The following is a 24,214-nucleotide window of genomic DNA, read 5'->3' as shown; positions in this document are numbered from 1 at the left end:
ATCGGTCCGGCACTTAACGAGGCGGCCGGCATCACACTTGGAGCAGGCGGAGCCTTCGCAAACAGGCGGACGGAGCCCGAAACCCGCGGTATCATAGGCAGTCTCCTCAAGCTCCGATGGACGCACCTGCCCAACCATTCTTCGTCCGACGTCCGCGGAGATGTGTCTGATGCTGCTAACCCTCGAGAGTGACCCCGGGCGCAACAACTGGCACTCCGCTCGAATTCTCGTGCGGGAATGCTATCATTGAGCCATGAAGATTTTGATCGTAGAGGATGACACCAAGACGGCCGGCTACTTGAAGAAGGGACTGACGGAGAACGGTTTCGTGGTCGATCTGGCGGTCAACGGCGAGGACGGGGTTCATCTCGTACGAACGGGCGGGTACGATGTGATCGTTCTCGACGTAATGCTTCCGGTGCGCGACGGATGGTCGGTGATGGGCGATCTGCGTCACCAGGGCATTACCACGCCCGTGCTCTTTCTGACAGCTCGCGACTCGGTGCTTGACCGCGTGAAGGGTCTCGAACTCGGCGCCGACGACTATCTCGTCAAACCCTTTGCCTTTGCTGAGCTCCTCGCACGGGTGAGGACGATCCTGCGCCGCGGACCGGCGCGGCAATCGTCATTGCTCAAGATCGCCGATCTCGAGCTGGACCTGCACCGACATCGTGCGGTGCGAGCGGGACACGTGCTCGATCTTACGCCCAAGGAATTTCAACTGCTGTCGCTGCTGTTGCGCCGCACCGGCGAGGTGCTGTCGCGTACTCTAATTGCCGAGCAGATCTGGGACGTCAATTTCGACAGCGATTCGAACGTCGTCGAAGTCCATATGCGCCGGCTGCGTGGCAAGATCGACGACCCGTTTGAGAAAAAACTCATCCATACGATCCGCGGCATGGGCTATGTCCTCGATCAACGCACCTGACAAGGCTGCCGACGTGGCGGGCCGCCGCCGTTCCATGTCGATCGCGCTGCGCTTGACCCTGTGGTACGCAGTTTCGACGTTCGCCGTCGTTCTTGTGGCGACTGCGGCTCTTTATTGGTCGCTGGTAAAGGCCATGTACAACGAGGATGTCAGCGACCTTGCTGACAATCTGGACTATGCGCGACTCCTGATTCGCTCGTCACCGGAGTCGCAGTCGGCACTGGCCTTCCGTCTTCAGTCACGGTCTGCACCTCGGAGCGCAATTTACCTGCGTCTCCTCGATAGCGACGCCAACCCGCTGACGGAGAGCCCCGGCATGAAGGAGGAGCTGGCGCCGCCGACGAAGGAAGAGCTTGCCACGCTCGGCTCGATCCAAAGCAACCCTCATCGGAGTTTCTCGCGATCCGGCGAGCCGCTGCTCAGTCTGCTGGCGCGCGTGGACGGCGAGAAATCGCCCGGACCGCCCCGTTACTTGCAAATCGCGATGGAGCGCGGGCACGACGAGCAATTCCTCGTTCGCTATCGGGCTCACGTCTGGTTCGTGCTTGGCCTGGCACTTGTCGTGTGCGCCTTCGTCGGTCACCTCATTGCGCGAACCGGCATGCGGCCGATCGAGAATATCGGACGCGCGGCGGCGCGTATCCGAGCGACGACCCTGCACGAACGAATAGAGACGCGCGGCCTGCCTGCCGAACTCTCGGAACTGGCATCGGCGTTCAACGACATGCTCGATCGCCTCGATCAGTCCTTTCGGCATATCTCGCAATTTTCCGACGATGTCGCGCACGAACTGCGCACGCCGATCAACAACCTCCGCGGCGAAATCGAGGTGGGACTAAGCAAGTCACGCTCTGCGGAGGAGTACCGTGCTGTCCTCGAATCATGCCAGGAAGAATGCGGCCGTCTCTCGCACCTGGTTCGAACGCTGCTCTTTCTCGCCCGATCCGATACGGCAGGCGACGGGCTGCAACGGCAGAAGATCAATGTCGGCGAGGAATTGCGCAAAATCGAGACCTACTATGAGGCTGCGGCCGCGGAGGCCGGCATCGATCTCGAAGTCGCGGCGCCGGGCAGCGTTCACGCCGATCTCGACCGCACCCTGTTCCAGCAAGCAGTCGGCAATCTCGTCGCCAATGCGATGACCTACACGCCCGCGGGCGGCCACGTGCGGCTCGCCGCGAAGACCTGTCAAAGCGGAATCACCGTCAGCGTCAGCGACACGGGCTGCGGCATCGCACCGGAGCATTTGCCGCGCGTCTTCGAGCGCTTCTACAGGGCTGATCCTGCACGAGGGAACTCGGCGCAGAATGTGGGGCTGGGCCTCGCCGTGGTGAAGAGCATCGCCCAGCGCCACGGCGGCCATGTCGAGATCGACAGCAAGGTCGGCCGCGGGACGGAGGTCAGATTGATCTTGCCCGTTTCCGCGTAACACTCAGAAGAGCAGGCCCGCCCCACATTACGATTTCGTCATCGGGGCGTCAGCGACGCTTCAGCTTGGCCGCCTATGTTGTTCCCGCCAAGTCCAACCGGAACCTGTCCAGACGCGTATGCGCCGTGCGCTCGTCATTGCCATTGCCGCTTGTCTAAGCGCGTCTCTTCCGGGCTGCGCGAGCTATAAGCCGGCGCCGATCTCGCCGGCCGAGAATGCGAGATCGCTGGAGAACCGCAGCCTAGACAACCCTCGCCTGCGCCATTTCATTGCTGTCGAGCTCGGTGGCGAGTCCAAGGCGGACCCCGCGCCATCCTGGAACCTTTCGACGCTCACCCTGGCCGCCATCTACTACCATCCCGACATCGAGATCGCTCATGCCAAGCTGGCCGTCGCCCAAGCGGGCATCGTCACCGCCCGGCAGCACCCGAATCCGCCCTTCAGTCTCGCGAATGTCTTCGGTACGGCGGCCGTGGCCACCGCCGCCCCACCGGCCGGCGTCGCAGCGATCACCATCGGGCCGGTTATCGATTTCCTTATCGAGACCTTTGGCAAGCGCGAGAAACGCACTGCCCAAGCGCAGCATCTTGCCGATGCGGCGCGCTGGGATCTCGCCACGGCCGGTTGGCAGGTGCGGGGCCGGGTGCGGACCGCCCTTCTCGACCTTTGGGCCGCCCAGCAGCGCCTAGTCTTGAGCCGCCGACAACTGGCCATGCAGGATGAGCTGTTGGGATTGCTCGAAGAGCGCTTTGCCGTTGGCGAAGCGTCTTCAGTAGACGTCATGCTCGCGCGCGTGGGCAAGACGCAGATCACTCTTGCGATTCGCGGTCTCGAGCAATCCGAAGCGGTCGCCCGCGCGCAGCTTGCGACCGCGCTCGGCATCCCAGTGCGCGCGCTCGGTGGCACAGGCCTTTCGCTCGCCGCGTTCAACCATCCGCCGCCGTTGCCGGCGAGCGTCGACACGGGTCAATTGCGTCAGGAAGCGCTCACGAAGCGAACCGACGTCCAGGCCAGCCTCCAGCAATACGAGGCCGCCCAATCAGCACTTCAGCTCCAGACCGCGAACCAGTTCCCGAACGTCATTGTAAGTCCAGGCTACAACTACGATTTCGGCATCAACAAATACATGCTCGGCCTTGGCGTAGATTCCCTGCCGATTTTCCACCAGAACCAGGGGCCGATCGCTCAAGCTCTTGGCCGCCGGCAGCAAGCGGCGGCGAGCTTGGATGCGCTCCAGGCGCACATCATTGGCCAGATCGACCAGGCGGCGGCGGCCTATCGGGCGGCAACCCGCAGTGTCGCGACAGGGGATGCGCTTCTTGCCGACGATCAGCGCCGAGGGGCCATGATCGAGCGCCAGTTCCAGGCCGGCCAAGTCGATCGCGTGGCACTGGTGACGACGCGGCTCGACGTCGCCGCTACGGAGCTGGCGCGGCTCGATGCCGTGGCGCGACAACGGCAGGCTATCGGCGACCTGGAGGATGCCCTGCAGCAGCCGCTGTTCGACCCCGGCCATTGGCCATCGGTGGCCGGTCAGACCGCCGAGCTCGAGCACACGAAGGGATCGCCATGACCCAACCGCGTTCGAGCACAGGCAGCGGGTTGCCATGGGTCGTTGCTGCTGTCCTCATCGCCCTGGGGCTCGCAGCTCTGCTCGCCTGGGGCTTCATCCGCGGTCGCGGTCAAGCGACGACAGAGGCTCGAAGCGAACAGCCGGTTAAACCAAGTGTCGAGGTATCGTCGGCGAAGATTGGACCACCGACCATCACCCTGGGGCCTGACTTGCAGCAGCAGGCCGACATTCGGGTAGAACCGGCCACCCCATCGGCTTATCAAAAGCATATCCAGGCCTATGGCAGCGTGGTGGACTTGCAGCCGTTCACCGAACTCAGCAATGCGAACGCCAGTGCCAAGGCCCAGCTCGCTATCGCCCAGGCCAGGCTTGCGGCGTCGCAGTCGGCCTTCGAGCGGGCGCAGTTGTTGTACAAGAATGGGCAGAACTTCTCGATCGCACAGCTTCAGGCAGCCGAAGCGGCCTATAAATCGGATGCGGCAAGTGTTGGGGCGGCGCAGATCCGGACCCGGAACGCGGCGGCCAGCGCTTATCAGGCTTGGGGGCCTGTCCTTGGCCAGTCCCTGACCGATGGCACGGACCTCGCGCAGGATCTGATACAGCACCGCAAGGTCCTAGTGCAGGTCACGCTGCCGCTGGGCGTGGCACTGCCGCAGCCGCCGCCATCGGCGTCGATCGAGACCAGCACGGGCCAGCGGGTCAGCATCGACTTCGCCTCCGCGGCAACCCGCACCGATCCGAGGATCCAGGGCGTGAGTTTCTTCTATACCGCCGATGGCTCGAGCGGAGCGCTGCCGGGGATGAACGTCGTTGCATTGCTTCCGGCGGGGCGGCCTGCGCCGGGTATCGCCGTCCCGGCCGCCGCTGTGGTCTGGCTGCAGGGACGAGCATGGGTCTATGTCCAGAGTTCGCCTAACAGCTTCACTCGACGCGAGATATCCACCTCGCTACCACAGCCGGGTGGCGGCTACGTCGTGCCTGCAATCACAGGCGGTTCCGCACGGGCTACTTCTGAGAAAGGACTCTCGGCCAATCAGGCCCTCGTCGTGAGCGGGGCGCAGGTGCTGCTGTCGCAGGAGTTCAGTGCGCAGATCCGAGACCTGGGCGACTAGAGGCGACTAGACATGATTCCGTCCGGTTCGTCGCACCCGTCCGGCTTGCAAGCCGCCATCATCGCCTTTTCCATCCGCTTTCGCGGCGTGGTCATAGCGCTCGCCTGCCTGCTGCTCCTCTATGGTGCCTATAGCCTGCACCGCGCCAAATACGATGTCTTCCCTGAGTTCGCGCCTCCCCAGGTTGGCATCCAGACAGAAGCACCAGGCCTCACGCCCGAGCAGGTGGAGACGCTGGTCACTACGCCGATCGAGACGCAAATCAACGGCGTCCCGGGAATCCAGAAGTTGCTTTCAAACTCGATCCAAGGGCTTTCCGTCATAACCGTCTTTTTCGACCCCGCAACCGACATCTATCGCGACCGACAGGTTGTGGCCGAGCGCCTGAGTGTCGCTGCACGGGACCTTCCGCAAGGGGTCAAAGCGCCAGCGATGACGCCCTTGACCTCGTCGAGCGGACTCGCGCTGGTCGCCGGCCTGACCTCCGACTCGCGCTCGCTGATGGAGCTCAAGACGGTCGCACAATGGACGCTACGTCCTCGACTGCTGGCGGTTCCGGGAGTGGCCAGAGTCGCCCTGTTCGGAAGCGACACACACTCCCTCCAGATCCAGGTCCGCCCCGATCAGCTCATCCGCTATCAGCTTGGCATGAACGATGTCCTGAATGCGGCCCGAAAGGCGACCGCGGTGCGGGGCGCTGGCTTCATCGACACGGCCAATCAGCGCATCCTCTTCCAGAGCGAGGGCCAATCGCTCACGCCCGACCAGCTCGCCCGCACCGTCCTGCTCGGCCGGGGAGCAGCGCGGGTGACCCTCGGCGACATCGCAAACGTCGTCGAAGCGTCCAAGCCTTCCATCGGCGGCGCCACCATCAACGGCAAGCCGGGCGTCATACTGTTCATTTCACAGCAGTATCTCGCCAATACGCTCGAGGTGACGCATGCGCTCGAAGCTGCTCTGGCGGACCTGACGCCGAGCCTCAAGGCACAAGGGATCGAACTGGATACGACGCTCTTCCGCCCCGCTGACTTCATCGACACGGCGATGGGCAACATCCGCGAGTCGCTGTACTACGGCGGTGCGCTCGTCGTCATCGTGCTGACGCTCTTCCTGTTCGACCTGCGCACGGCCGCCATCGCCCTCTCCGCGATACCGCTATCGCTGATTGCGGGCATCATCGTTCTCGAGAGGCTAAACCTCACCCTCAACGCCATGACTCTGGGCGGTCTCGCGATAGCGGTCGGCGTCGTGGTCGACGACGCGGTCATAGACCTCGAGAATATCGTGCGGCGGCTTCGCGAGAACCGGCAAAGGGCAGATCCAAGGCCGGTCGCGCGCGTCGTTCTGGAAGCTGCTTTTGAAGTCCGCAATCCGGTCGTCTACGCGACCTTCGCGGTCCTTCTTGTGTTCGCGCCGATCCTGTTGCTATCCGGGCTGTCGGGCGCGCTCTTCGCTCCCCTGGGCATCAGCTACTGCTTCGCGGTCTTGGCATCGCTTGCCGTGGCGCTGACACTTGTCCCTGCGCTGAGTATGGTCCTGCTGGCGCGCCGGACCGAAACCAAAGCTCCCCCGATCGTGCGCTGGTCGCGCGCGCGCTACGAGGCGCTGCTTGAGCGCATTTCGAGCCGACCGCGCCTGGTGATCGCTCTTGCAGCAACCTTTACCATCGTTGGCTGCGCCACCCTGCCTCTCTTTGGCGCTAGCTTTATACCGGACCTGAAGGAAGGTCACTTCGTGGTCCATAGCTCGGCGGTGCCCGGCACTTCCATCGAGCAGACCATGGCCATGGGGCAACGCGTGGCCGAGGCCCTTCGAAAGATACCTACGGTGCGGTCCGTAGCACAGCGTGTCGGCCGGGCTGAACTGGCGGAGGATACCTGGGGCACCCACTACAGCGAAATCGAGGTGGATCTGAAACCCGGCCTTTCGGGGGATGACCAGGAGAAGGCGCAAGCGGAGATTCGCCAGGCCCTGGCGAGGTTCGTCGGCGTGAACTTTGCAGTGAAGACCTTGTTGAGCGAACGAATCGAGGAGACGTTGTCGGGCTACACGGCCACGGTTGCCGTCAATATCATCGGCAACGACCTCGATATTCTCGACCAAAAAGCGCAGGAGGTCGCACGTGTGCTCGGCACCGTTCCGGGCGTCACCGAAATTTCCCTTCAGTCGCCCCCTGGGTCGCCGCAAGTCACCATCGCCGTTCAAAAGGACGCGCTGGTTCGCTGGGGTTTCGATCCAGTCGATGTGCTGGATGTCGTGAGATCGGCTTACGCCGGGGACACTGTCGGACAGACATATCAGGGCAATCAGGTCTTCGATGTAATTCTGATCCTGAATGCCGCGAATCGCAGCAGCGTCGCCGATATCGGAAACCTGCCGTTGCGGGCGCCCGACGGCACGCTCGTGCCGTTACGGGAGATTGCCGACATCTACGAAGCGAGCGGGCGCTATCAGGTCACGCATCAGGGCGGGCAGCGGATGGCGAGCGTAACATTCAATGTCGCCGGTCGGGCGACCTCCGATGTCGTTCAGGCGGCGAAAGAGCAGCTTGCCGCCCACGTCAAGCTGCCGGCCGGGATCTATATCCAGTTCGCTGGCAGCGCCCAGGCACAGGCAGAGGCGCAGCGTGATCTTATCCTGAATTCCGTCATCGCAGGCGTCGCTATCGTGCTCTTACTGTCCATCGTCACACGCAGCAGGCGCAACCTCCTGCTCATCCTGGTCAATCTTCCGTTCGCACTGGTGGGAGGTGTGCTGGCGGTATTCGGAACTGGCGGCTTCCTCACACTCGGCTCAATGGTCGGGTTCGTTACGGTGTTCGGGATCACGATACGCAATTCGATCCTGATCATCTCTCACTACGAACACCTGGTCGAAGTCGAGAGCATGAGCTGGAACCTCGAGACGGCCATCAAAGGCGCCGGGGATCGGCTGACGCCGATTCTGATGACATCGCTCGTGACTGGCCTCGGGCTGCTGCCTCTGGCGCTGGGCGGTGATGCGCCCGGGCAGGAGATCGAAGGACCGATGGCCATCGTAATCCTCGGTGGCCTCCTGACGTCGATGGTGCTCAACCTTCTGGTGCTGCCAACTTTGGCTCTGCGCTACGGACGTTTTGCGCCCATCGCAGACGAGTTTCGGAGCGATGAGGTCGGGGCGGAAACGGTGGCAGACGACGGAAGCCTGTGGCGATGAGTAACCTCACTCGTCCGACGCACGGCCAAGTTTCCGCGCGACGCAGCGCCGCATCCGAGAAGGAAGCAAAGACAATGAACAAAGAACGCGGAGATGGCGATAGTCCAGAGGGTTTGCAGGCGCTAGCACGCCGTGCCCGCTTTCTTGCTTCTCACCTACCCGAACCCGACAAGAGCCGGATCGAGGCCTACGCCGCCAAGTTGGAGAGAGCGGCTGCGCAGAAAGAGCGATCCGACCAGTGATTCTCAGAACAAGTCACCAGCTGGTGCGTAGTGTTGTCGGATTGGTGGTCGGGTTGAGTAGATGAAGGAGCTAAGTTTCTCGGACGCGGAAGACGGCGGCAAGCGCACTCGGCGTGAGGTGTTTCTGCCGGAGATGCACTTGGCGGTACCGCAGCTCGTGAGCCGCTACGAGACCGTCGCCATGGTGGGCGACGGCGTGAACGACGCCCCTGCGCTTGCGCGAGCGAACCTGGGGATCGCCATGGGGGCCATCGGCAGCGACGCCGCCATCGAGACGGCCGACGTTGCCTTGATGACTGACGACATCTCGAGGCTTCCTTGGCTCATCCGTCACGCCAAGCGGACACTGGCTGTGATCCGCCAGAACATCGCCTTTTCGCTGAGCGTCAAGGCGCTGTTCTTCGTGCTGACATTCGTCGGGATGGCGAGCTTGTGGGGTGCCATTGCCGCAGACGTCGGCGCGTCGCTTCTCGTCGTGTTCAATGCCCTGCGCCTTCTACAGAGCAGAGATGCGACGCCGCCGATTGGTGCGCGCCCGTAGTTGGGCTGGTGGATGCGCCCCCCGGTAGGATTGGCCAAGCGAACGAGGTTCTCGTCCGCCTGGCCCGCCTGATCGGTCGCCAGCTGGCTCGCGAGGCCTTCGAGCGTTGCCTACGTCGAACGCGGGCCGAAAAGGAACCACGACGGCTCCAACAATGTCCCAACGGTCGGGTCGCGCTCCCTCGAGAAGCCAAAGCCAGGCGATAGAGACCGCTACGTAGATACCGCCATAAGCAGCATAGGCACGGCCGGCATAGTCAGAGTCGATCAAGGTCAGTAGCCAGGCGAACGCGACCAGACTAGCCATGCCCGGCAAGATCCAGACTGGCGACTTGCCGCTCCGCAGCCATACCCAGAAGGCAAAGCAACCGGCAATTTCCGCGAGTGCCGCGCTGATATAGATCAAGAGAGCCTTGGCCATGCGATCTATCGAAGAAATCATCTGACGCGGCGCCGTGACCGCGAGCGGCGTATGGCGGTCGGATCCTTGGCTGCATCAACGCCTGTTCTGGGAGCCGTTTTGGGCATAGCTACTCTCACCGTGGGCGCTGCCAGGGCTTCCAGCAACAGGCATTCGGGCACCGTGCTGCCCTCGCAGGAATGGATGAGGTCCGACAATACGCGTTCCATCCGACGCAGGTTCGCGAGCTTCGCGCGTACCTCTGCCAGATGCGCGCCAGCCAGCTCTTGGACTTCGTCGCAGGTATTCACCTTGCGGTCGGCAAGACCAAGTAGCTGTCTCACGGCATCGAGCTTGAATCCGAGGTCTCGCGCATGGCGGATGAACGACAGCCGCTCGACATCGGAGGCGTCGTACAGCCGGTAGCCACCCGCGGAGCGTTCTGGCTTACGCAAGAGCCCTTCCGTCTCGTAATAACGGATGGTTTCAGCCAGCACGCCCGAGCGTCTGGCAAGAGCGCCAATCGACATCATCCCTGTACCGGCCATGGTTCCACCGCCTTCACTCCGGACATACTTGACCTTGTAGTTCCTACAAGGTCTAGGCTCGCCAGACCATGGCTGATCTTCACAACACACGCGCTCCGATAGCTCCGGCAGAAGCCGGCCGCGACGTCGCCAAGACGACGTTTGCCGCGGGCGCGGTCCTGGCGGCATTTGGTGTGGCATCTTGCTGCGCGCTGCCGATCGCTCTCGGCGCACTCGGCATCAGCTCGGCCGGGCTGTTTGCAATCGCAGAACTGGTCGGGCCCTATCAACTCTATGTTCTCGCCGCGGCGGTCATCTGCCTCCTCGGCACCGTCCTACTCCTATGGCGCCAACGCCGCGCGCGTGCCTGTGGCGTTGCGGGTCCGTGCAGTCGGCCGGTCCTAGACCGCTTCACTTACGTCACCGTCGTCCTGGCCTTCGGCCTACTGGCCCTGACGTTTTGGATGGAGCCGCCGCTATGACCCCGATCCTGGAGTCGACGCTGACCTGCCCGGATTGCGGCACTCAGGCGGTCGAGACCATGCCGACGCATGCCTGCCTCTACTTCTACACCTGCGCCGGCTGTGGCCGCCAGCTCAAGCCGAAGCACGGCGATTGCTGTGTCTTCTGTTCCTATGGATCGGTTCCCTGTCCGCCGATTCAGATAGGAGACGGAAACGCGTGCTGTGGCGCCGAACCGACAAGCACGGTCCCCGAGGTTTGCTCGCTGCAGCCGGCCGCATTCCATGAGCGGATGGCGGAAATCGCGGCACTCATGCAGGCCTTCGGCGGCATGGCGGAGCGCACGCCGGACGGCCTGGCACTGCGTTTCAAGAAGGGAGAAGGTTTGCGCGCTGCGCTCGACGCGCTCGCCGAGAAGGAGCGCTCATGCTGCGCGACCCTCGAGTTCACGGTAACGGAAGGGGCCGGTTTGATCTCGTTCGGGATTCGCGGTCAGGCTTCCAACAGCACGGCGGTCGAGGACTTGGCAACGCGTCTTGGCATTGCGCCGAGGGCCGGATGGCGATTCAGGGCATAGACCATCCGCCTATTTCTTCGTTGTGACCACCCAAACGCCGCACAGGCCTCCTGGCAGCCCTGTTAGGGGTCGCCCGCTTCGGCTGATCACAGTTTTATCGTGGCTTACGCGCCAAGAAGGCATAGCCATACACGGCGAACCGGCGTGCATTCTTTTCGCCGCGCGCACCCTTGAAGGTGTCTATCGGCGGGCCGATCCGGACATCGGTGAATCCTGCTTCTTCCAACATCTGCTGCCAGGCTGCACACGGCAGACCACCGGCAATTCAAGCCGTCCAAAGGTCGACATTGTTGAGTGCCGAGGCCGGAACCGGATTGCCGTTGGCGATGTCGGCGAATTGCAGCCATCCACCGGGCCGCAGCGCTCGATGGATTTCCGCGAAGACGGCCCGTTTGTCGGCGCACAGGTTGATCACCCCGTTGCTGATGACAACGTCGGCCCAGCCGTCCTCTACCGGCAGTCGTTCAGCCAGTCCTTCACGGAACTCGACGGTCGCGTTGGCGAGCAAGGCAGCCGTCGATCGCGCCTTACTCAGCATCTCCTGCGTCATGTCGACACCGACCACATTGCCGTTTGGCCCGACAAAGTGGGACGCCACGAACGAGTCGAAGCCCGCTCCCGACCCGACATCGACGACCCGCTCGCCTTCTTGCAGCGGCCGCAGGGAGAACGGATTGGCCACGCCGGCAAAGGACTCGACGGCCACATCAGGCAAAGACGCGACGAAGACGTCGTCGTATCCCAGGTGCGCCGCGAGGTAGCGTCCCGTATGGAAGTGATGTTCGCCGTGGGGATTGGTGGCAACCTCGCGATACTTATCCCTGACCTGATCTCGCAGGACGTCAGCGTCGACGGTGACGTCGTCTTTCGCGGCAATGCTCATCTCGATCTCCTCATCGGCCGGTGATGGTCGTCCGCTACTGAGGCCACTGGCCCACAAAGCTACGCTCACTTCAAGTGCAGCCACGGCAGCTGCTCATTGCGGAAAAAGTGCTTCGATGGCTCGAACTGGGTCGGATCATCGAACGCGCCCACGTGGAAATGCGTCTCGGTCGGCAGTTGCCTGACTTCGCAGGTCAGCGTGGAGCCGCAGGCTCGGCAGAAGCCGCGCGTCGTGCCCGGCGAAGACTTGAACTTCGTGATCTCTCCCTTCGTCACCGTGTAGGCATGGAGCTCGATACCGACGAAGACCGAGACCGGCGCACCACTGTGCCGGCGACAGCTCTGGCAATGACACCAGAACACTCCTTTGGGCGCCCCAGTAGCGAGGAAACGGACGGCGCCACAGAGGCAGCCGCCTTCGAACTTGTCGCTCATGACGAACCAACGGGCAGCCCGGCCGCCCTCCACTCGGGATAGCCGTCCTGCAGGCGGCGGACCTTGTAGCCGTGACGGCGCAGAAGGGCGACGGCCTCGAAGGAGAAGACGCAATAGGGGCCGCGGCAGTAAGCGACGATCTCCTGGTTCTTCGGGATATCGGCAAGGCGGCGCTTCAACTCGTCGACCGGGATGTTGACCGCCCCGGGAAGGTGGCCAAGCACGAACTCGTCCTGAGGGCGCACATCCAGAACGACCACGGTGCCGGCTTTCAGGCGGTGTACCAGCTCCTTGCGTGAGACGGGCTCGAGTTCGTCGAGACGATGGAAGTAGTCCGAAACGATCTTGCCCACTTCGGGGCGGTTGCGCTCGGCGTAGGTTCGGAGCGCTGCGAGCAGCGACAGGATGGGGCCGTCGGCCAGGCCATAGAGAACACGTTTGCCGTCACGGCGCGCCTGCACGAAGCCGCCCAGCCGCAACTGCTTGAGATGCTGCGAGGCGTTGGCGACGGACAGTCCGCTGAGTTGCGCCAGGCGCTCCACCGAGCGCTCGCCCTGCGCTACGTATTCGAGCAGTTCGAGTCGGTGTGCGTGGCCCAGGACGCGTGCCAATTCGGCAAATTGCTCAAAGACCTGAAGTTTGGCGCGGCTCATTGACAGAAGCCTAGTGGTCCGGAATCATTCAATCAATAAATTAAGTGATGTCAGTGGTCGATTTCAGGGAGACACCCCATGATCCTGCGCCCGTTCCTCCACGCCGATCCGGTGGCGATCTCCTATCTGTTCGGTTGCGGCGGCAAGGCGTCGGCTGCGGTCGTCGATCCGCTGGGCGACGTCAAGCCCTACCTCGCCGCCGCGGACGCCACCGGCATGAAGATCCTCTACGTCGTCGACACCCACCTGCATGCCGATCATCTGTCGGCCGGCCGTCGGCTCGCCGACGCGGCGGGTGCCGAGTACGCGATGTTCGCCGGGGCCGATGCGTCCGTGCCGTTCCGCGGCGTGCACCACGGCGACGTGCTGCCGCTCGGCAACGTCACCGCCGAGGTCCTCCACACGCCCGGCCATACGCCCGAGCACCTCTGCCTGCTGGTGACCGATCACACCCGCGCCGAGGAGCCATGGTTCGTCCTCACCGGCCATACGCTGATGGTGGGCGATGTCGGACGCACCGAGCTCGCCTCGGCGGCCGACGAGGGTGCGCGGATTCTGTTCAAGAGCCTGCAGCGCCTGAAGGCGCTGCCGGATTACGTCGAGGTGCTGCCCGGCGCCTATTCCGGCTCGGTGTGCGGGCGGCGGCTGAGCGGCAAGCCTGCCTCGACCGTCGGCTTCGAGCGGCGCCACAACGCGGCGTTCCGCATCGACGACGAGGCGGCGTTCGTGCGCTTGATGCTCGAGGACATTCCCGCCCCGCCGCCGCAGGCAGCGCGTTTGCGCGGGATCAATGCGGGGCTGCTCGCCGCATAGCCCGGTACCAGGGCATGAACGCGAGCGGTGCACCGACGACCATCGGACCGAAGGCCTACGAAGCCTGGCGGGCGCAATCGCTCGGCGCGCTCACCGAAGCGATCGAGTTGCGCGCAGTCCTCGACCTGGCGGGCGACGTCTCGGGCGTGCGCCTTCTCGACGCCGGCTGCGGCGACGGCGCGCTGGTCGCTACAATGGCGGCAAAGGGTGCCGAGGTGACGGGCGTCGATCCCGATCCGGCGATGCTGCTCGCCGCGCAAAAACGCGTGGCTGATGCAGGCGTCAAGGCGACGTTCACCGAGGGCAGGCTCGAGGGGCTCCCTTTCCCCGACGCCAGCTTCGACGTCGTCGCCTCGATCACCGTCCTCTGCTTCCTGCCGGATGCCACCGGTGCCTTTCGCGAGATGGCGCGGGTGCTGCGGCCGGGCGGCCGGCTCGTTCTCGGCGAGCTCGGTCGATGGAGCCTGTGGGCCGCCCAGCGTCGCGTGCGGGGATGGCTGGGGTCGCGCACCTGGAAGGCGGCCCGCTTCCGCACCCCGGGCGAACTGCGCGCGCTCGCCGAGCAGGCGGGCCTCAGGGTCACGGCGCTGCGCGGCGCCGTCTACTATCCGCGGATCGGCTGGCTCGCGCGCGTGATGGCACCGTTCGACCGGTGGTTCGGACGTCTCGGCACCTTCGGCGCCGCCTTCCTGGCACTGCGTGCGGAGAAGCCATGACGGCGCCCGCCGACTCTCGGGGCGTGCGGCTCGGCTTGCGCGAGAACTGGCGGCAATTCTCCCTGCTGGTGCTGGTCAACGCCTTCGTTGGCGGCATGGTCGGGCTTGAGCGCACGGTGGTGCCGCTGATCGGCGCCGAGGAATTCAAGATCGCCTCGACCACCATCGTCGTCTCTTTCATCGTGAGCTTCGGCGTCGTCAAGGCACTGGCTAATCTGGTGTCGGGGCACTTCGCCGACATCTACGGCCGCAAGCACATGCTGATCCTGGGCTGGCTGGTCGGCCTGCCGGTGCCGTTCATGATCGGCTGGGCGCCGAGCTGGGGCTGGGTGGTGGCGGCCAACGCCCTGCTCGGCATCAACCAGGGCTTCGCCTGGTCGATGACGGTGATCATGAAGGTCGACCTGGTCGGGCCGAAGTCGCGCGGACTGGCGGTCGGCCTCAACGAGTTCGCGGGCTACCTCTCCGTCGGGTTGACCGCCTTCCTGACCGGCTATCTTGCCCAGCGCTACGGCCTGCGTCCCGAGCCGTTCTATCTCGGCATCGCCTATGCGGTATTGGGGCTCGGCCTTTCACTCCTGCTGGTGCGTGACACGCGTCACCATGTCAGGCTCGAGACGGCGGGGCACGCGGCGGCCACCGAGGCGCTGCGCTTCTGGCAGATCTTCCATCGCGCCTCGTTCGGCGACCGCAACCTGTTCGCCGCCTCGCAGGCCGGCCTGGTCAACAACCTCAACGACGGCATGAGCTGGGGCATTTTCCCGCTGTTCTTCGCGGGCTTCGGCCTCGGCGTCGAGAAGATCGGCATCCTGAAGGCGGTCTATCCCGCCGTGTGGGGCGTGCTGCAGACGATCACCGGACCGCTCAGCGACCGCTGGGGCCGCAGGGGCCTGATCGTCGGCGGCATGTGGGTGCAGGCGGCCGGCCTCTTCCTCACCGCGCTCACCGCGACCTTCTGGTGGTGGTTCGCTGCCAGCGTGCTGCTGGGGCTGGGCACGGCGATGGTCTATCCGACCCTGATCGCCTCGGTGTCCGATGCTTCGCACCCCTCGTGGCGGGCGCTCTCGCTCAGCGTCTACCGCTTCTGGCGCGACCTCGGCTACGCGATCGGCGCGCTGTCGGCGGGCATCATCACCGACCTTTTCGGCGCCGCCTCGGCGATCGGCGCCATCGGCTTGCTGACCTTCGCGTCGGGCGCCGTCGTCGCCGCCGTCATGAAGGAAAGCCGCCAGCAATGAAAAAACGGCCGAAGCCGATGCAATCCCCTGCCGGCGCCGGAACTTTCCCGGCCTCCCTGGAAGCCACCAGCGTCGTCCGCGATCTCGGTGCTGGCGCTCAATCGGCTTACTTTCGACCTCGCATCAAAGCGTCGGCTCCGGTTGCCAGTTCCAGGATCTCGGCCGTGATTTCCTGCTGACGGTACTGTCGCTCGCGCCGGTGCAGCGTGTCGAGCTTGGCATCGATGTTCGTGCGCGCCGCGCCCATCGCCAGCATGCGCGCTTCATTCTCGGCCTCGAACGCCAGCATGGCGGCCTGACAAAGCTGGGCAAACACATACTCCGAAGCCAGGCGCGCGAGCAGGCGCGACGGAGCGAGATTGGTCAGCGGAATCCTGCGCTCGATGGGACGCCTGAACTGGCCGAAGTCGAGCGGCAGCAGCGAGCGGCGCTCGATCTCGATGCCGCCCGACGCGGCAGTCCGCGAATAGACCATGTCGACGAAGGCGAGACCGTCGTTCGAAATGCGGGCATAGAGCGTTTCGGCAAGGCGGCTCGCGAGGTGCGGAACGGCGGCTGCGCTGGTCGCCATCGGCGACGTCCAGGCCGGCGCCATCGCCCTTTCCCGGGCCAGCATGGCTCCCCGCGTCCCCACCAGCAGGAGGGTCGTCTCCGGAGGGACGCCGGTGGCCCGGTCGAGCACGCGCTCGCTGAAGGCGCCGACAAACCCCTGCTCGGCACAGAACAACACGAGGCTCCGGCGCTTGGCCCGGTCGGGCGGCGACGGCGAACCGTCGCCCTCGCCCGGTATCAGGTTCAGGGCCGCACCGATCGCCCGCGAGACGACCCAGGCATAAGCGTCGATGCCCGGCAGAAGCGTGCGCCCGCTTTGGGCCCGCGAGGCGGCGATGCCGCGCATGGCCGTAACGACCGCCTCCAACTGACGGACGCTCTCGATCTGCGCGCTGAGGTCGGACAGGCGCTCCGCCATCAAGGGCTCCCCTTTGTCATCCGCGGCGGCGTCTGTCCCGGCGGCTGAATGGCCGCCACCAGCGCGCGAACGGCCTTCTCCAACCCGGCGCGCGCAACCGGCGTCAGCCGGCCGTGCTGCTGGATATCGGCGACCGATGGCCCGGCCAGCCGATCGAGCCACGCCGGGAGTTGGCTGCGGAAGCTGCGGACCGCTTCGACCGGCAGCCCGTCCAGCAATCCGGCCTGGACGCCATGGACCAGGGCGACCTCGTCGGCCAGCCGCAAGGGCGCGTGCAGCGGCTGCGACAGGATTTCGCGAATACGCCGGCCGCGCTCCAGACGACCGCGGACCTGGCGGTCCGTGACTCCGCCGAAGCGCGTGAACACTTCCAGCTCGAGAAACTGCGCGTAGTCGAGCCGCAACGTCTCCGACGCTTCTCGCAGCGCCGGCGCCTGCGTCTTGCCGCCGACCCGGCTGACGCTCGTGCCCATATCGACCGCGGGCTTGTGGCCTTCCTGGAAGAGCCGCGAATCGAGGACGATCTGGCCGTCGGTGATCGAGATCAGGTTGGTCGGTATGTAGGCGCTGAGGTTGCCCGCATCGAGCTCGGCGATCGGCAGCGCCGTCAGGGAACCGCCGCCGGCCCTCTTCCCCAGCTTGGCCGCCCGTTCCAGGAGCCGCGCGTGGACGTAGAAGATGTCACCGGGATAGGCCTCGCGGCCCGGCGGCTGGCGCGTCAGCAAGGCGATTTCGCGGTGCGTCGCGGCGTGCTTGGTCATGTCGTCCACGACGACGAGCGCGTGCTGGCCCCGATCGCGAAAATACTCGGCCATGGTGAACCCGGCGAAGGGACCGAGCCACTGCAGGCCCGGCGCCGCCGAAGCCGCGGCGCACACGAAGAAGCAGCGTTCGAAGGCGCCGTGCGTACGGATGGCCTGGATCACGCGGCTGACCGTCGAGGATTTCTGGCCGACCGCCACGTAGACGCAGACGATGTCGCTCTCGCGCTGATTGATGATGCAGTCGACGGCGATGGACGTCTTGCCGACGGCGCGGTCGCCGATGATCAGCTCGCGCTGGCCGCGCCCCAGCGCGAACATCGCGTCGAGAACCAGAAGGCCAGTCTGCACCGGCTCGGTGACGAAATCGCGGTCGATGATGGACGGCGCCGGCCGGTCCACCGCTTCGTGTTCGCGCGCTTCGATGGGCGCCCCGCCATCCAGCGGCCTGCCCAGCGGATCGACGACACGGCCGAGCAGTTCCGGCCCCACGGGCACGCGCACTATTTCGCCGGTGCCGCGAACCTCGTGCCCGGCCTCGATCCCCTCGGACTCGTCGAGCAGCACGCAGCCCACCAGATCCCGTTCCAGGGTGAGCACGAAACCCATCTGGCCCTTTTCGAAGCGGACGAGCTCGTCGAGACGCACCCGGCGCAGGCCGCTGATCAATGCGATGCCATCCGCCACCGATTCGACACACCCGAGCTCCTCCGCCATGACGCCGAGCGTCGATGCGCGCAGGCGTCGTCGGGCGTCGTCCAGCCAGGCGTCAAGTCTTGCCGAGACGTCCGTCATCAGTGAGCTCCTCGCGAATGCGTTCGAGGTCGGAACGCCAGCTGTTGCGCACGACCGTCGTGGGACCGCGCAGTTCCAATCCCACCATCAAGGTCTCGTCCCGCCGGAAGGTCATGGGCACCTCGGCGCCGAGCGCTTCCACGAGCTTGCGACGCAGGTATTGCTTCTGTTCGTCGGACAAGTCGGTCGCGGTCAATACCTCGATCGTTCCGCCGGGCTTCGACATCGATATAAGGCCGGCACGCGACGAATCCGGCAGGGACCGCACTTCCCGACAGAGCTCCTCGGCGAAAGTCTGCAAGGCCATGTCGGGCGGCACACGCGACAGCAGGCGCCGCGCGATCTCGAGTGACAATTCGCCCGCATGCCGCATCATCGCGCTGTCGCACGCAACGCGGTCGCGCTCGGCGGCGGCGGCGGCCGCCTCGCGCATCTTCGCCAGGTCGCGGGAGGCTTCATCGAGCAGGCGGGCCTTCTCGGCCATCGCTTCCTGTCGCGACTGATCGAGGAATCGCAGCCGCTGCGCGTCCAACTCGGCGCGCGCCTTGTCCGCTTGCGATCGCGCCTCCTCCGCCTGATGCCGAATCGACGAGGCGTCCGACAGCAGCTTCTTCGCCGCCTCCTGCCGCTTGGCGACGATCGCCGTCACGGGACGGAAGAAGAACCGACCGAGGATCCAGACCAGGATGAGGACGTTGACGGTCTGAAGAGCCAGCGTCCACCAATCGATATGCATTGCCCTAGCGAATGAACGGATTGGCAAACAGGACGAGAAGAGCGACCACGAGACAGTAGATCGCCATCGTCTCGATCATGGCGAGGCCCACGAACAGCGTGCGCGAAATCGTGCCGGCGGCCTCGGGCTGTCGCGCGATGGCGTCCATCGCCGCGGCGACCGCGCGTCCTTCCGCCAAGGCGGGGCCGATGGCGCCGAACGAGACGGCTATGGCCGCCGCGGCGATGCTGACGATCTCCAACCAATTCATGCTGCGTCTCCTTGCTTGCCATCGGCGGAACGAGTCTCGCCGACCGCCCCGCCAATGAAGACCATGGCCAGCACCGTGAAGATGTAGGCCTGAACCGCGCCGGTCAGCAGATCGAGTGCCATCAATGGTATGGGCACCAGCAGACCGGCCAGCGAGAGAATAATGCCGACGATGAAGACACCGCTCATGACGTTCCCGAACAGGCGCACGATGAGCGAAAAAGTTCGGGTAAAGGTCTCGATGATGTTCAAAGGCACCATCAGCAACGTCGGCTCGGCAAACGTCCGGAGATAGGCGGCCAGTCCGCGGGCACGGATGCCGAAGTAGATGACGGCAACGAAGACGATAACGGCCAGTGCAGCATCGGTCTCGATATGCGCCGTCGGAGGCTCGATGCCGGGCACCACGGACGACCAGTTGGCCAGCAGGATGAAAATGAAGATCGTGCCAAGGAGCGTCAGGTAAGGTTCGGGAGATCTCCGCATCGTGTCCCGAATCAGATCCTGCATGGCCACGACTATTGCCTCCAGCGCCGCCTGGCTGCGCGACGGGATGATCGAAAGGCGAGGCCGGATCAGGATACCGGCGAGCGTCAAGAGCACCATCAGTCCCCAGGTCACAACAACGGGCTCGGTGACCGTGACCGGTCCCAGCGTGAACACGACCTTCGTGGCGAGGGGCGAGCCCATCAGGTCCTCGCTGCCCGACGAAGGGCCACTGCGCGCGCGGCCAGAACGCCGCCCGCCGAAGCCAGGAGCGCGTAGGCGCCTTGATGGACGGCGGCGAAAGTGAGGGCAGCGCCGATCGAGGCGAAACGTGCCAATTGAGTTAGGAAGGGCAACAGTACGGATCGCCCGGCGGCAAACAGCCCGATGCTCCAGCGCAGTGACATCCAATGCAGGGTGCCGAGGATCGCCCCGGCGATGAACCACGCCAACAGAAAGGGAAGATGCGCCGTCATTGCCTCTTTATCCACTTCCAGGCCGAGAAGCTGCCGATCACCACGCCCACCAGCAGCAGGGGCGCACTCCAGAAAATGCCGGTTCCGAACCTGTGGTCGAGCCATCGGCCGGCGAACAGGCCGATCAGAATGGGCGCAACCACGATCCATCCGAGCACACCGATCTGCCCGACGAAGCGCGCGATGGATGGCTCGCCTTCCGTGAGCCAATGCTGGCGCCGTTTGCTCTGGCGGCGCGCCGCGGCTGCCATCTCTTCGTCATGTGGCGGTCTGGGACCGGAAGCGCCCGCAGTCATGCTCATCGCTCGCCGGCGCCATGCCGCTCAGGCCGCAGGTAGCGAACGATCTGCCTGATCACTTTCATCTCGAGCTCGAGCCCCGTCGCCCTGGCGGCACGCTCGCTCTCGGCCCGTTGGTGAAATTCGGCAAGAACCACCCGCTCCAGACGGTCGAGGTCATCGCCCATGACGGCTTCGCGGGTGGCGATCGCAACCTCCCGGCCGTTGGCGACCGACAAAATACCGCGACACACCGCGCAGTACCTCGGGCGGTCACCTGGCCGATGCCAACTCACGACGGAAACCGTCAGCGCGGTCAGGAGGTCGTCGTGGCCGTCGAGGATGCCAAAGCTGCCGCTTTCGTCCTCGGCCCGCACCGAGCTCACGGCGGGCTCGTCGACCACCACCGCGGTCGGGGTTGTGATGAGGAGCCTCATGACGCCTTCGCAGCGTCAGCGGCGCCTTCGAGCCTCTCATGTGCCTCTTCGATGGCGCCGACCATGTAGAGCGCACTCTCCGGCCAACTATCGGAGACGCCGTCCAGGATCTTGCGGCAACCGGCGAGAGTGTCCTTGAGCGGCACGGAACGGCCGGGCTTTCCCGTGAAAGCCTCGGTGACGGTGAAGGGCTGCGTCAGGAACCTTTGCAGGCGTCTTGCTCGCGAGACGATCAAGCGATCTCGAGCGCTCAGTTCCTCGACGCCGAGAAGGGAGATGATGTCCTGCAGCTCGACGTAGCGCGCGATCGCCTCGCGGACCTCCTCGGCGATGCGGTAGTGTTCTTCGCCGACAACCACCGGATCGAGCAATATCGACGACGAGCGCAGCGGATCAATCGAGGGATACATCCCCTCGGCAGCCATCGACCGCGACAACACGATCATGCTGTCGAGATGGCTGGAGATGGCGGTGACTGCCGGGTCGGTGAAGTCGTCGGCCGGCACATAGACCGCTTCAATGGCAGTCACGGCCTGCCCGCCGACCGAGGCGATGCGTTCATGCAGCGCCGCGACCTCGCTGGTGAGGGTCGGCTGATAGCCGACGCGTGACGGCAGCCGCCCGAGCAGGCCGGAGACCTCGCTGCCTGCCTGGACGAACCGGAAGACATTGTCCATCAGCAGCAGGACGTTCTGCTTCTTCACGTCCCGAAAGTATTCGGCGATCGTCAACGCCGTCATGCCGACCCGCCAGCGCGCACCCGGCGGTTCGTTCATCTGGCCATAGACCAGCACACTGCGATCGAGCACGCCGGATCGGCGCATCTCCGAGAGAAGCTCATGACCCTCGCGCGATCGCTCACCGACCCCTGCGAAGACGGAGATGCCCTGGTAGCTCTGGACCATGGCGTGGATCAGCTCCATGACCACGACGGTCTTGCCGACGCCCGCGCCGCCGAACATGGCGGCCTTGCCGCCCTGAGGCAGAGGTGCCAGCAGATCGATGACCTTGATGCCGGTCTCGAAAATCGACGTTGCCGAGTTCCGGTCGCGCAACGGCGGCGGCGCTCGATGGATCGGCGAGCGTGCCAGGTCCGTCGGCAAGACGGGCCCGCCATCTTGAACGTCACCGGTGGCGTCGAGCAGGCGACCAAGGATAAGGTCGCCCACAGGTACGGTGATGGGACTGCCGGTGGCGCGAACCCGCTCTCCCCGGCGCATCCCGGCGGTGGACTGTAGCGCCACGCCGCGTACCGCTTTGGAGTGGAGATGCGCCTGGACCTCGACGACGATCGAGCCGAGTAGCCCGCTCTCTACGACGAGAGCTTCATCTATCTGAGGCAGCTCGCCTTCTTGAAAGGACACGTCGACGACAGCGCCGCGGACGGCGAGTACCTTGCCTGTCGATCGTGTCGCTTGCTCCATTTGGAAACGTCCGATCCTGCTGGATTGCGACAATAGGTTGCACAGTGCCAGCTTCCGTGATCGCGGAGGCCCGCCCATCGCGTTGCGCACCGTAGCCAGATGTACTGAGGCCAAACCCATCAAAATCGGTGCAATAGCGCATTGTCATAGATCAAATATCGTTTGTTTACCGCGGCTTTGCTGTCGGCGCTCCGCGACGTCTCGGATGTCTGCCAGTTCCACTCGCCAAGAGCTGTTTCCACTCACAGCTCCCGCACAACACCTGATCCAGATCAAACCGACGTCAACGGCCGGTCAGTAGCATCACTGGGCGAGCAGGAGCGCCCGGCGGATGCGCATACTATTTGTGACATCAGAGCTGCACCCATTGGCTAAGTCTGGTGGACTGGGAGATGTGTCTCGCGGCCTGGCCGCCTCGCTGCATGGGCTGGGTGTGGATGTCTGTGTCGTCCTGCCTGCTTATTCACAGGCAAAGGCTGCATTACAAGACATCCATACAATCGCACAATTGCCTCCACTTCTCGGGATCAGTGGCGGAGCGGTCCTTTCGGGTCGCGTTCCGGGCTCTTCGGTGCCGACACTGCTGATTGACGCGCCCTCGCTGTTCAGTCGCACGGGCGGCCTTTACCAGGATGAAAACGGCGCAGACTGGATCGACAATGCCGAGCGCTTCGCCTATTTCGCCCATGCCGCGAGCCTTATTGCAGAAGGTCTGGTGGGCAACTGGGTCCCTCACGTTGTGCATGCCAATGATTGGCACGCTGGCCTGTTACCCTTGTTGCTTTCGTTGAAGCCCAAGCCGCGGCCCGCCACAGTGTTCACAATCCACAACCTCGCGTTCCAGGGGAACTTCCCCAAGCATCTCCTCCCCAAAGTGGGTGTGCCGCAAAGCCTGTTCACGCCGGCCGGCATCGAATTCTATGATCAAATATCCTTCATGAAGGCCGCGATCCGGTATAGCGATCGCATCACCACTGTGAGCCCGACCTATGCTCAGGAAATTCTGACGCACGAATTCGGCTGCGGAATGGATGGACTCCTGCGGGAACGTGCCGGCGACCTGTCGGGAATCCTGAACGGCATCGACACAGATGAATGGAATCCGGCGGAAGATGGATATCTGGCCAATCCGTACGGGCAACACAATTTATCCGGCAAGCGGATCTGCAAAGAAGCCATACAAAAAGAATTCGGTCTCGAGAGCAACAGGACGTGTCCGCTGATCGGCTTTTGCAGCCGCATCACACAGCAGAAGATGGCGGATGTGGTGGCCGAGGCCATTCCAACGCTTATCGAAGCAGGCGCACAGTTCGCCTTGCTCGGAGAAGGCGATCCCTCGCTCGAGGCAGCGCTTGCTGACGCCGGCCGCCGTTATCCGCGGCAAGTCTCAATCAATCTCTCGTTCGAAGAAAGTATGGCGCACCGGCTCCAGGCTGGCGCCGATATCCTGCTTGCCCCGGCGCGTTTCGAGCCCTGCGGGCTGACGCAGCTCTATGCGCTGCGATACGGGACGCTCCCCGTGGTACGGCGCACCGGCGGGCTGGCCGACACTGTCATCGACACAACGGCCGAGACCTTGAAACGCCGCGAGGCGACAGGATTTTCCTTCGAGGAGGCGGATCAGGCCGCACTACTCAACGCGGCGCTGCGCGCGATGTGTATCTATCACGACTCGCTGACTTGGCGACGGCTGCAAGAACAAGCGATGTCACAAGATTTTAGCTGGGACGCCAGTGCCGCTACATACGCAAGTCTGTATATCGATATGGCGAGATGTAGATGAGGCCAGCGATTGAACGGCCCATGGGCGCAGACGTCGGAGCAGACGCGCGCAAGATTAGTTCGCTCGTTGGATCTTGGCGACCTCGCGTACGCGTGCG

General features: G+C 64.3%; 24 protein-coding genes and 2 pseudogenes. 12 read left to right on the top strand and 14 right to left on the bottom strand.

Features of this window, described 5'->3' with window-relative positions; all coding sequences use genetic code 11:
• The first annotated feature begins 253 nt into the window (after positions 1 to 253).
• From B5D62_RS22580 to B5D62_RS22555, 6 genes are all read left to right on the top strand, one after another.
• Positions 254 to 928: a heavy metal response regulator transcription factor gene (locus B5D62_RS22580; protein ID WP_085936199.1), complete on the top strand. Its 675-nt coding sequence runs from the start codon at positions 254 to 256 to the stop codon at positions 926 to 928.
• Positions 906 to 2,357 carry a heavy metal sensor histidine kinase gene (locus B5D62_RS22575; protein WP_085936198.1) on the top strand — a complete coding sequence of 484 codons (1,452 nt, stop codon included), beginning with the start codon at positions 906 to 908 and terminating at the stop codon, positions 2,355 to 2,357. The genes B5D62_RS22580 and B5D62_RS22575 overlap by 23 nt, the downstream gene beginning before the upstream one ends.
• A 118-nt stretch (positions 2,358 to 2,475) precedes the next feature.
• Positions 2,476 to 3,930: a TolC family protein gene (locus B5D62_RS22570; RefSeq protein WP_085936197.1), complete on the top strand. Its 1,455-nt coding sequence runs from the start codon at positions 2,476 to 2,478 to the stop codon at positions 3,928 to 3,930.
• On the top strand, positions 3,927 to 5,042 hold the full coding sequence (locus B5D62_RS22565; protein ID WP_085936196.1) for an efflux RND transporter periplasmic adaptor subunit: 1,116 nt from the start codon (positions 3,927 to 3,929) through the stop codon (positions 5,040 to 5,042). Before B5D62_RS22570 ends, B5D62_RS22565 begins: the two co-directional genes overlap by 4 nt.
• A gap of 12 nt (positions 5,043 to 5,054) precedes the next feature.
• Positions 5,055 to 8,237, top strand: coding sequence for an efflux RND transporter permease subunit (locus tag B5D62_RS22560; RefSeq protein WP_085936195.1), 3,183 nt, complete (start codon positions 5,055 to 5,057; stop codon positions 8,235 to 8,237).
• A gap of 303 nt (positions 8,238 to 8,540) precedes the next feature.
• Positions 8,541 to 9,020, top strand: coding sequence for an HAD-IC family P-type ATPase (locus B5D62_RS22555; protein ID WP_139374027.1), 480 nt, complete (start codon positions 8,541 to 8,543; stop codon positions 9,018 to 9,020).
• Between the two features lie 138 nt (positions 9,021 to 9,158).
• Here B5D62_RS22555 and B5D62_RS34045 read toward each other — a convergent pair.
• Positions 9,159 to 9,440 (bottom strand): annotated as a pseudogene (locus B5D62_RS34045) (YnfA family protein); the annotation flags it as partial.
• A gap of 17 nt (positions 9,441 to 9,457) precedes the next feature.
• The gene (locus tag B5D62_RS22545; RefSeq protein WP_085936193.1) at positions 9,458 to 9,967 is read right to left on the bottom strand and encodes a MerR family transcriptional regulator; all 510 of its coding nucleotides are present in this window, start codon (positions 9,965 to 9,967) and stop codon (positions 9,458 to 9,460) included.
• Between the two features lie 68 nt (positions 9,968 to 10,035).
• Here B5D62_RS22545 and B5D62_RS33660 point away from each other — a divergent pair, with 68 nt between their 5' ends.
• Both B5D62_RS33660 and B5D62_RS22535 read left to right on the top strand, forming a co-directional pair.
• Entirely contained in the window at positions 10,036 to 10,428 is a 393-nt protein-coding gene (locus B5D62_RS33660; protein ID WP_085936192.1) for a hypothetical protein, read from the top strand.
• A pseudogene (locus B5D62_RS22535) lies at positions 10,425 to 10,634 on the top strand (GDCCVxC domain-containing (seleno)protein); the annotation flags it as partial. The gene B5D62_RS33660 and the pseudogene B5D62_RS22535, both read left to right, overlap by 4 nt.
• A gap of 616 nt (positions 10,635 to 11,250) precedes the next feature.
• Here the strand turns inward: B5D62_RS22535 and B5D62_RS22530 are convergent.
• From B5D62_RS22530 to B5D62_RS22520, 3 genes are all read right to left on the bottom strand, one after another.
• Complete coding sequence (locus tag B5D62_RS22530) at positions 11,251 to 11,868, bottom strand: methyltransferase domain-containing protein (protein WP_085936191.1); 618 nt, start codon at positions 11,866 to 11,868, stop codon at positions 11,251 to 11,253.
• Between the two features lie 65 nt (positions 11,869 to 11,933).
• Positions 11,934 to 12,302: a GFA family protein gene (locus B5D62_RS22525; RefSeq protein WP_085936190.1), complete on the bottom strand. Its 369-nt coding sequence runs from the start codon at positions 12,300 to 12,302 to the stop codon at positions 11,934 to 11,936.
• Complete coding sequence (locus B5D62_RS22520) at positions 12,299 to 12,955, bottom strand: ArsR/SmtB family transcription factor (protein ID WP_085936189.1); 657 nt, start codon at positions 12,953 to 12,955, stop codon at positions 12,299 to 12,301. Before B5D62_RS22520 ends, B5D62_RS22525 begins: the two co-directional genes overlap by 4 nt.
• 78 nt (positions 12,956 to 13,033) lie before the next feature.
• On the opposite strand from B5D62_RS22520, the gene B5D62_RS22515 reads away from it, so the two are divergent.
• Genes B5D62_RS22515 through B5D62_RS22505 form a run of 3 tightly spaced genes read left to right on the top strand, consistent with a single transcriptional unit; the run spans position 13,034 to position 15,722 of the window.
• Complete coding sequence (locus tag B5D62_RS22515) at positions 13,034 to 13,768, top strand: MBL fold metallo-hydrolase (RefSeq protein WP_085936188.1); 735 nt, start codon at positions 13,034 to 13,036, stop codon at positions 13,766 to 13,768.
• A gap of 14 nt (positions 13,769 to 13,782) precedes the next feature.
• Positions 13,783 to 14,484, top strand: coding sequence for a class I SAM-dependent methyltransferase (locus B5D62_RS22510; protein WP_085936187.1), 702 nt, complete (start codon positions 13,783 to 13,785; stop codon positions 14,482 to 14,484).
• Positions 14,481 to 15,722 carry an MFS transporter gene (locus B5D62_RS22505; protein ID WP_085936186.1) on the top strand — a complete coding sequence of 414 codons (1,242 nt, stop codon included), beginning with the start codon at positions 14,481 to 14,483 and terminating at the stop codon, positions 15,720 to 15,722. The genes B5D62_RS22510 and B5D62_RS22505 overlap by 4 nt, the downstream gene beginning before the upstream one ends.
• 106 nt (positions 15,723 to 15,828) lie before the next feature.
• On the opposite strand, the gene B5D62_RS22500 is transcribed toward B5D62_RS22505, so the two are convergent.
• Genes B5D62_RS22500 through atpD form a run of 9 tightly spaced genes read right to left on the bottom strand, consistent with a single transcriptional unit; the run spans position 15,829 to position 22,334 of the window.
• On the bottom strand, positions 15,829 to 16,692 hold the full coding sequence (locus tag B5D62_RS22500) for a F0F1 ATP synthase subunit gamma (protein ID WP_085936185.1): 864 nt from the start codon (positions 16,690 to 16,692) through the stop codon (positions 15,829 to 15,831).
• A complete protein-coding gene (locus B5D62_RS22495) occupies positions 16,692 to 18,248 on the bottom strand; it encodes a F0F1 ATP synthase subunit alpha (protein WP_085936184.1) in 1,557 nt (518 codons plus the stop codon). Before B5D62_RS22495 ends, B5D62_RS22500 begins: the two co-directional genes overlap by 1 nt.
• On the bottom strand, positions 18,223 to 18,984 hold the full coding sequence (locus tag B5D62_RS22490; protein ID WP_085936183.1) for a F0F1 ATP synthase subunit delta: 762 nt from the start codon (positions 18,982 to 18,984) through the stop codon (positions 18,223 to 18,225). Before B5D62_RS22490 ends, B5D62_RS22495 begins: the two co-directional genes overlap by 26 nt.
• A 4-nt stretch (positions 18,985 to 18,988) precedes the next feature.
• The gene (locus B5D62_RS22485; protein ID WP_085936182.1) at positions 18,989 to 19,234 is read right to left on the bottom strand and encodes a F0F1 ATP synthase subunit C; all 246 of its coding nucleotides are present in this window, start codon (positions 19,232 to 19,234) and stop codon (positions 18,989 to 18,991) included.
• Complete coding sequence (locus tag B5D62_RS22480; protein ID WP_085936181.1) at positions 19,231 to 19,923, bottom strand: F0F1 ATP synthase subunit A; 693 nt, start codon at positions 19,921 to 19,923, stop codon at positions 19,231 to 19,233. The genes B5D62_RS22485 and B5D62_RS22480 overlap by 4 nt, the downstream gene beginning before the upstream one ends.
• On the bottom strand, positions 19,923 to 20,195 hold the full coding sequence (locus tag B5D62_RS22475; RefSeq protein ID WP_170921076.1) for an N-ATPase subunit AtpR: 273 nt from the start codon (positions 20,193 to 20,195) through the stop codon (positions 19,923 to 19,925). The genes B5D62_RS22480 and B5D62_RS22475 overlap by 1 nt, the downstream gene beginning before the upstream one ends.
• Positions 20,192 to 20,491 (bottom strand): AtpZ/AtpI family protein, encoded by a 300-nt coding sequence (locus B5D62_RS22470; protein ID WP_231714899.1) that lies wholly within the window; start codon positions 20,489 to 20,491, stop codon positions 20,192 to 20,194. The genes B5D62_RS22475 and B5D62_RS22470 overlap by 4 nt, the downstream gene beginning before the upstream one ends.
• Before the next feature lie 2 nt (positions 20,492 to 20,493).
• On the bottom strand, positions 20,494 to 20,910 hold the full coding sequence (locus B5D62_RS22465; protein ID WP_085936178.1) for a F0F1 ATP synthase subunit epsilon: 417 nt from the start codon (positions 20,908 to 20,910) through the stop codon (positions 20,494 to 20,496).
• On the bottom strand, positions 20,907 to 22,334 hold the full coding sequence (gene atpD / locus B5D62_RS22460; protein WP_085936177.1) for a F0F1 ATP synthase subunit beta: 1,428 nt from the start codon (positions 22,332 to 22,334) through the stop codon (positions 20,907 to 20,909). Before atpD ends, B5D62_RS22465 begins: the two co-directional genes overlap by 4 nt.
• Before the next feature lie 331 nt (positions 22,335 to 22,665).
• Between atpD and glgA the strand changes: the two genes are divergently transcribed.
• Positions 22,666 to 24,117, top strand: coding sequence for a glycogen synthase GlgA (gene glgA / locus B5D62_RS22455; protein WP_085936176.1), 1,452 nt, complete (start codon positions 22,666 to 22,668; stop codon positions 24,115 to 24,117).
• The last annotated feature ends 97 nt before the right edge of the window (positions 24,118 to 24,214 follow it).

It is taken from the genome of Enhydrobacter aerosaccus (assembly GCF_900167455.1).
Classification (GTDB): Bacteria; Pseudomonadota; Alphaproteobacteria; order Reyranellales; family Reyranellaceae; genus Reyranella; species Reyranella aerosaccus.
Note: the sequence above shows the minus strand (reverse complement) of the source record. Positions and strands in the feature narration are given on the sequence as shown.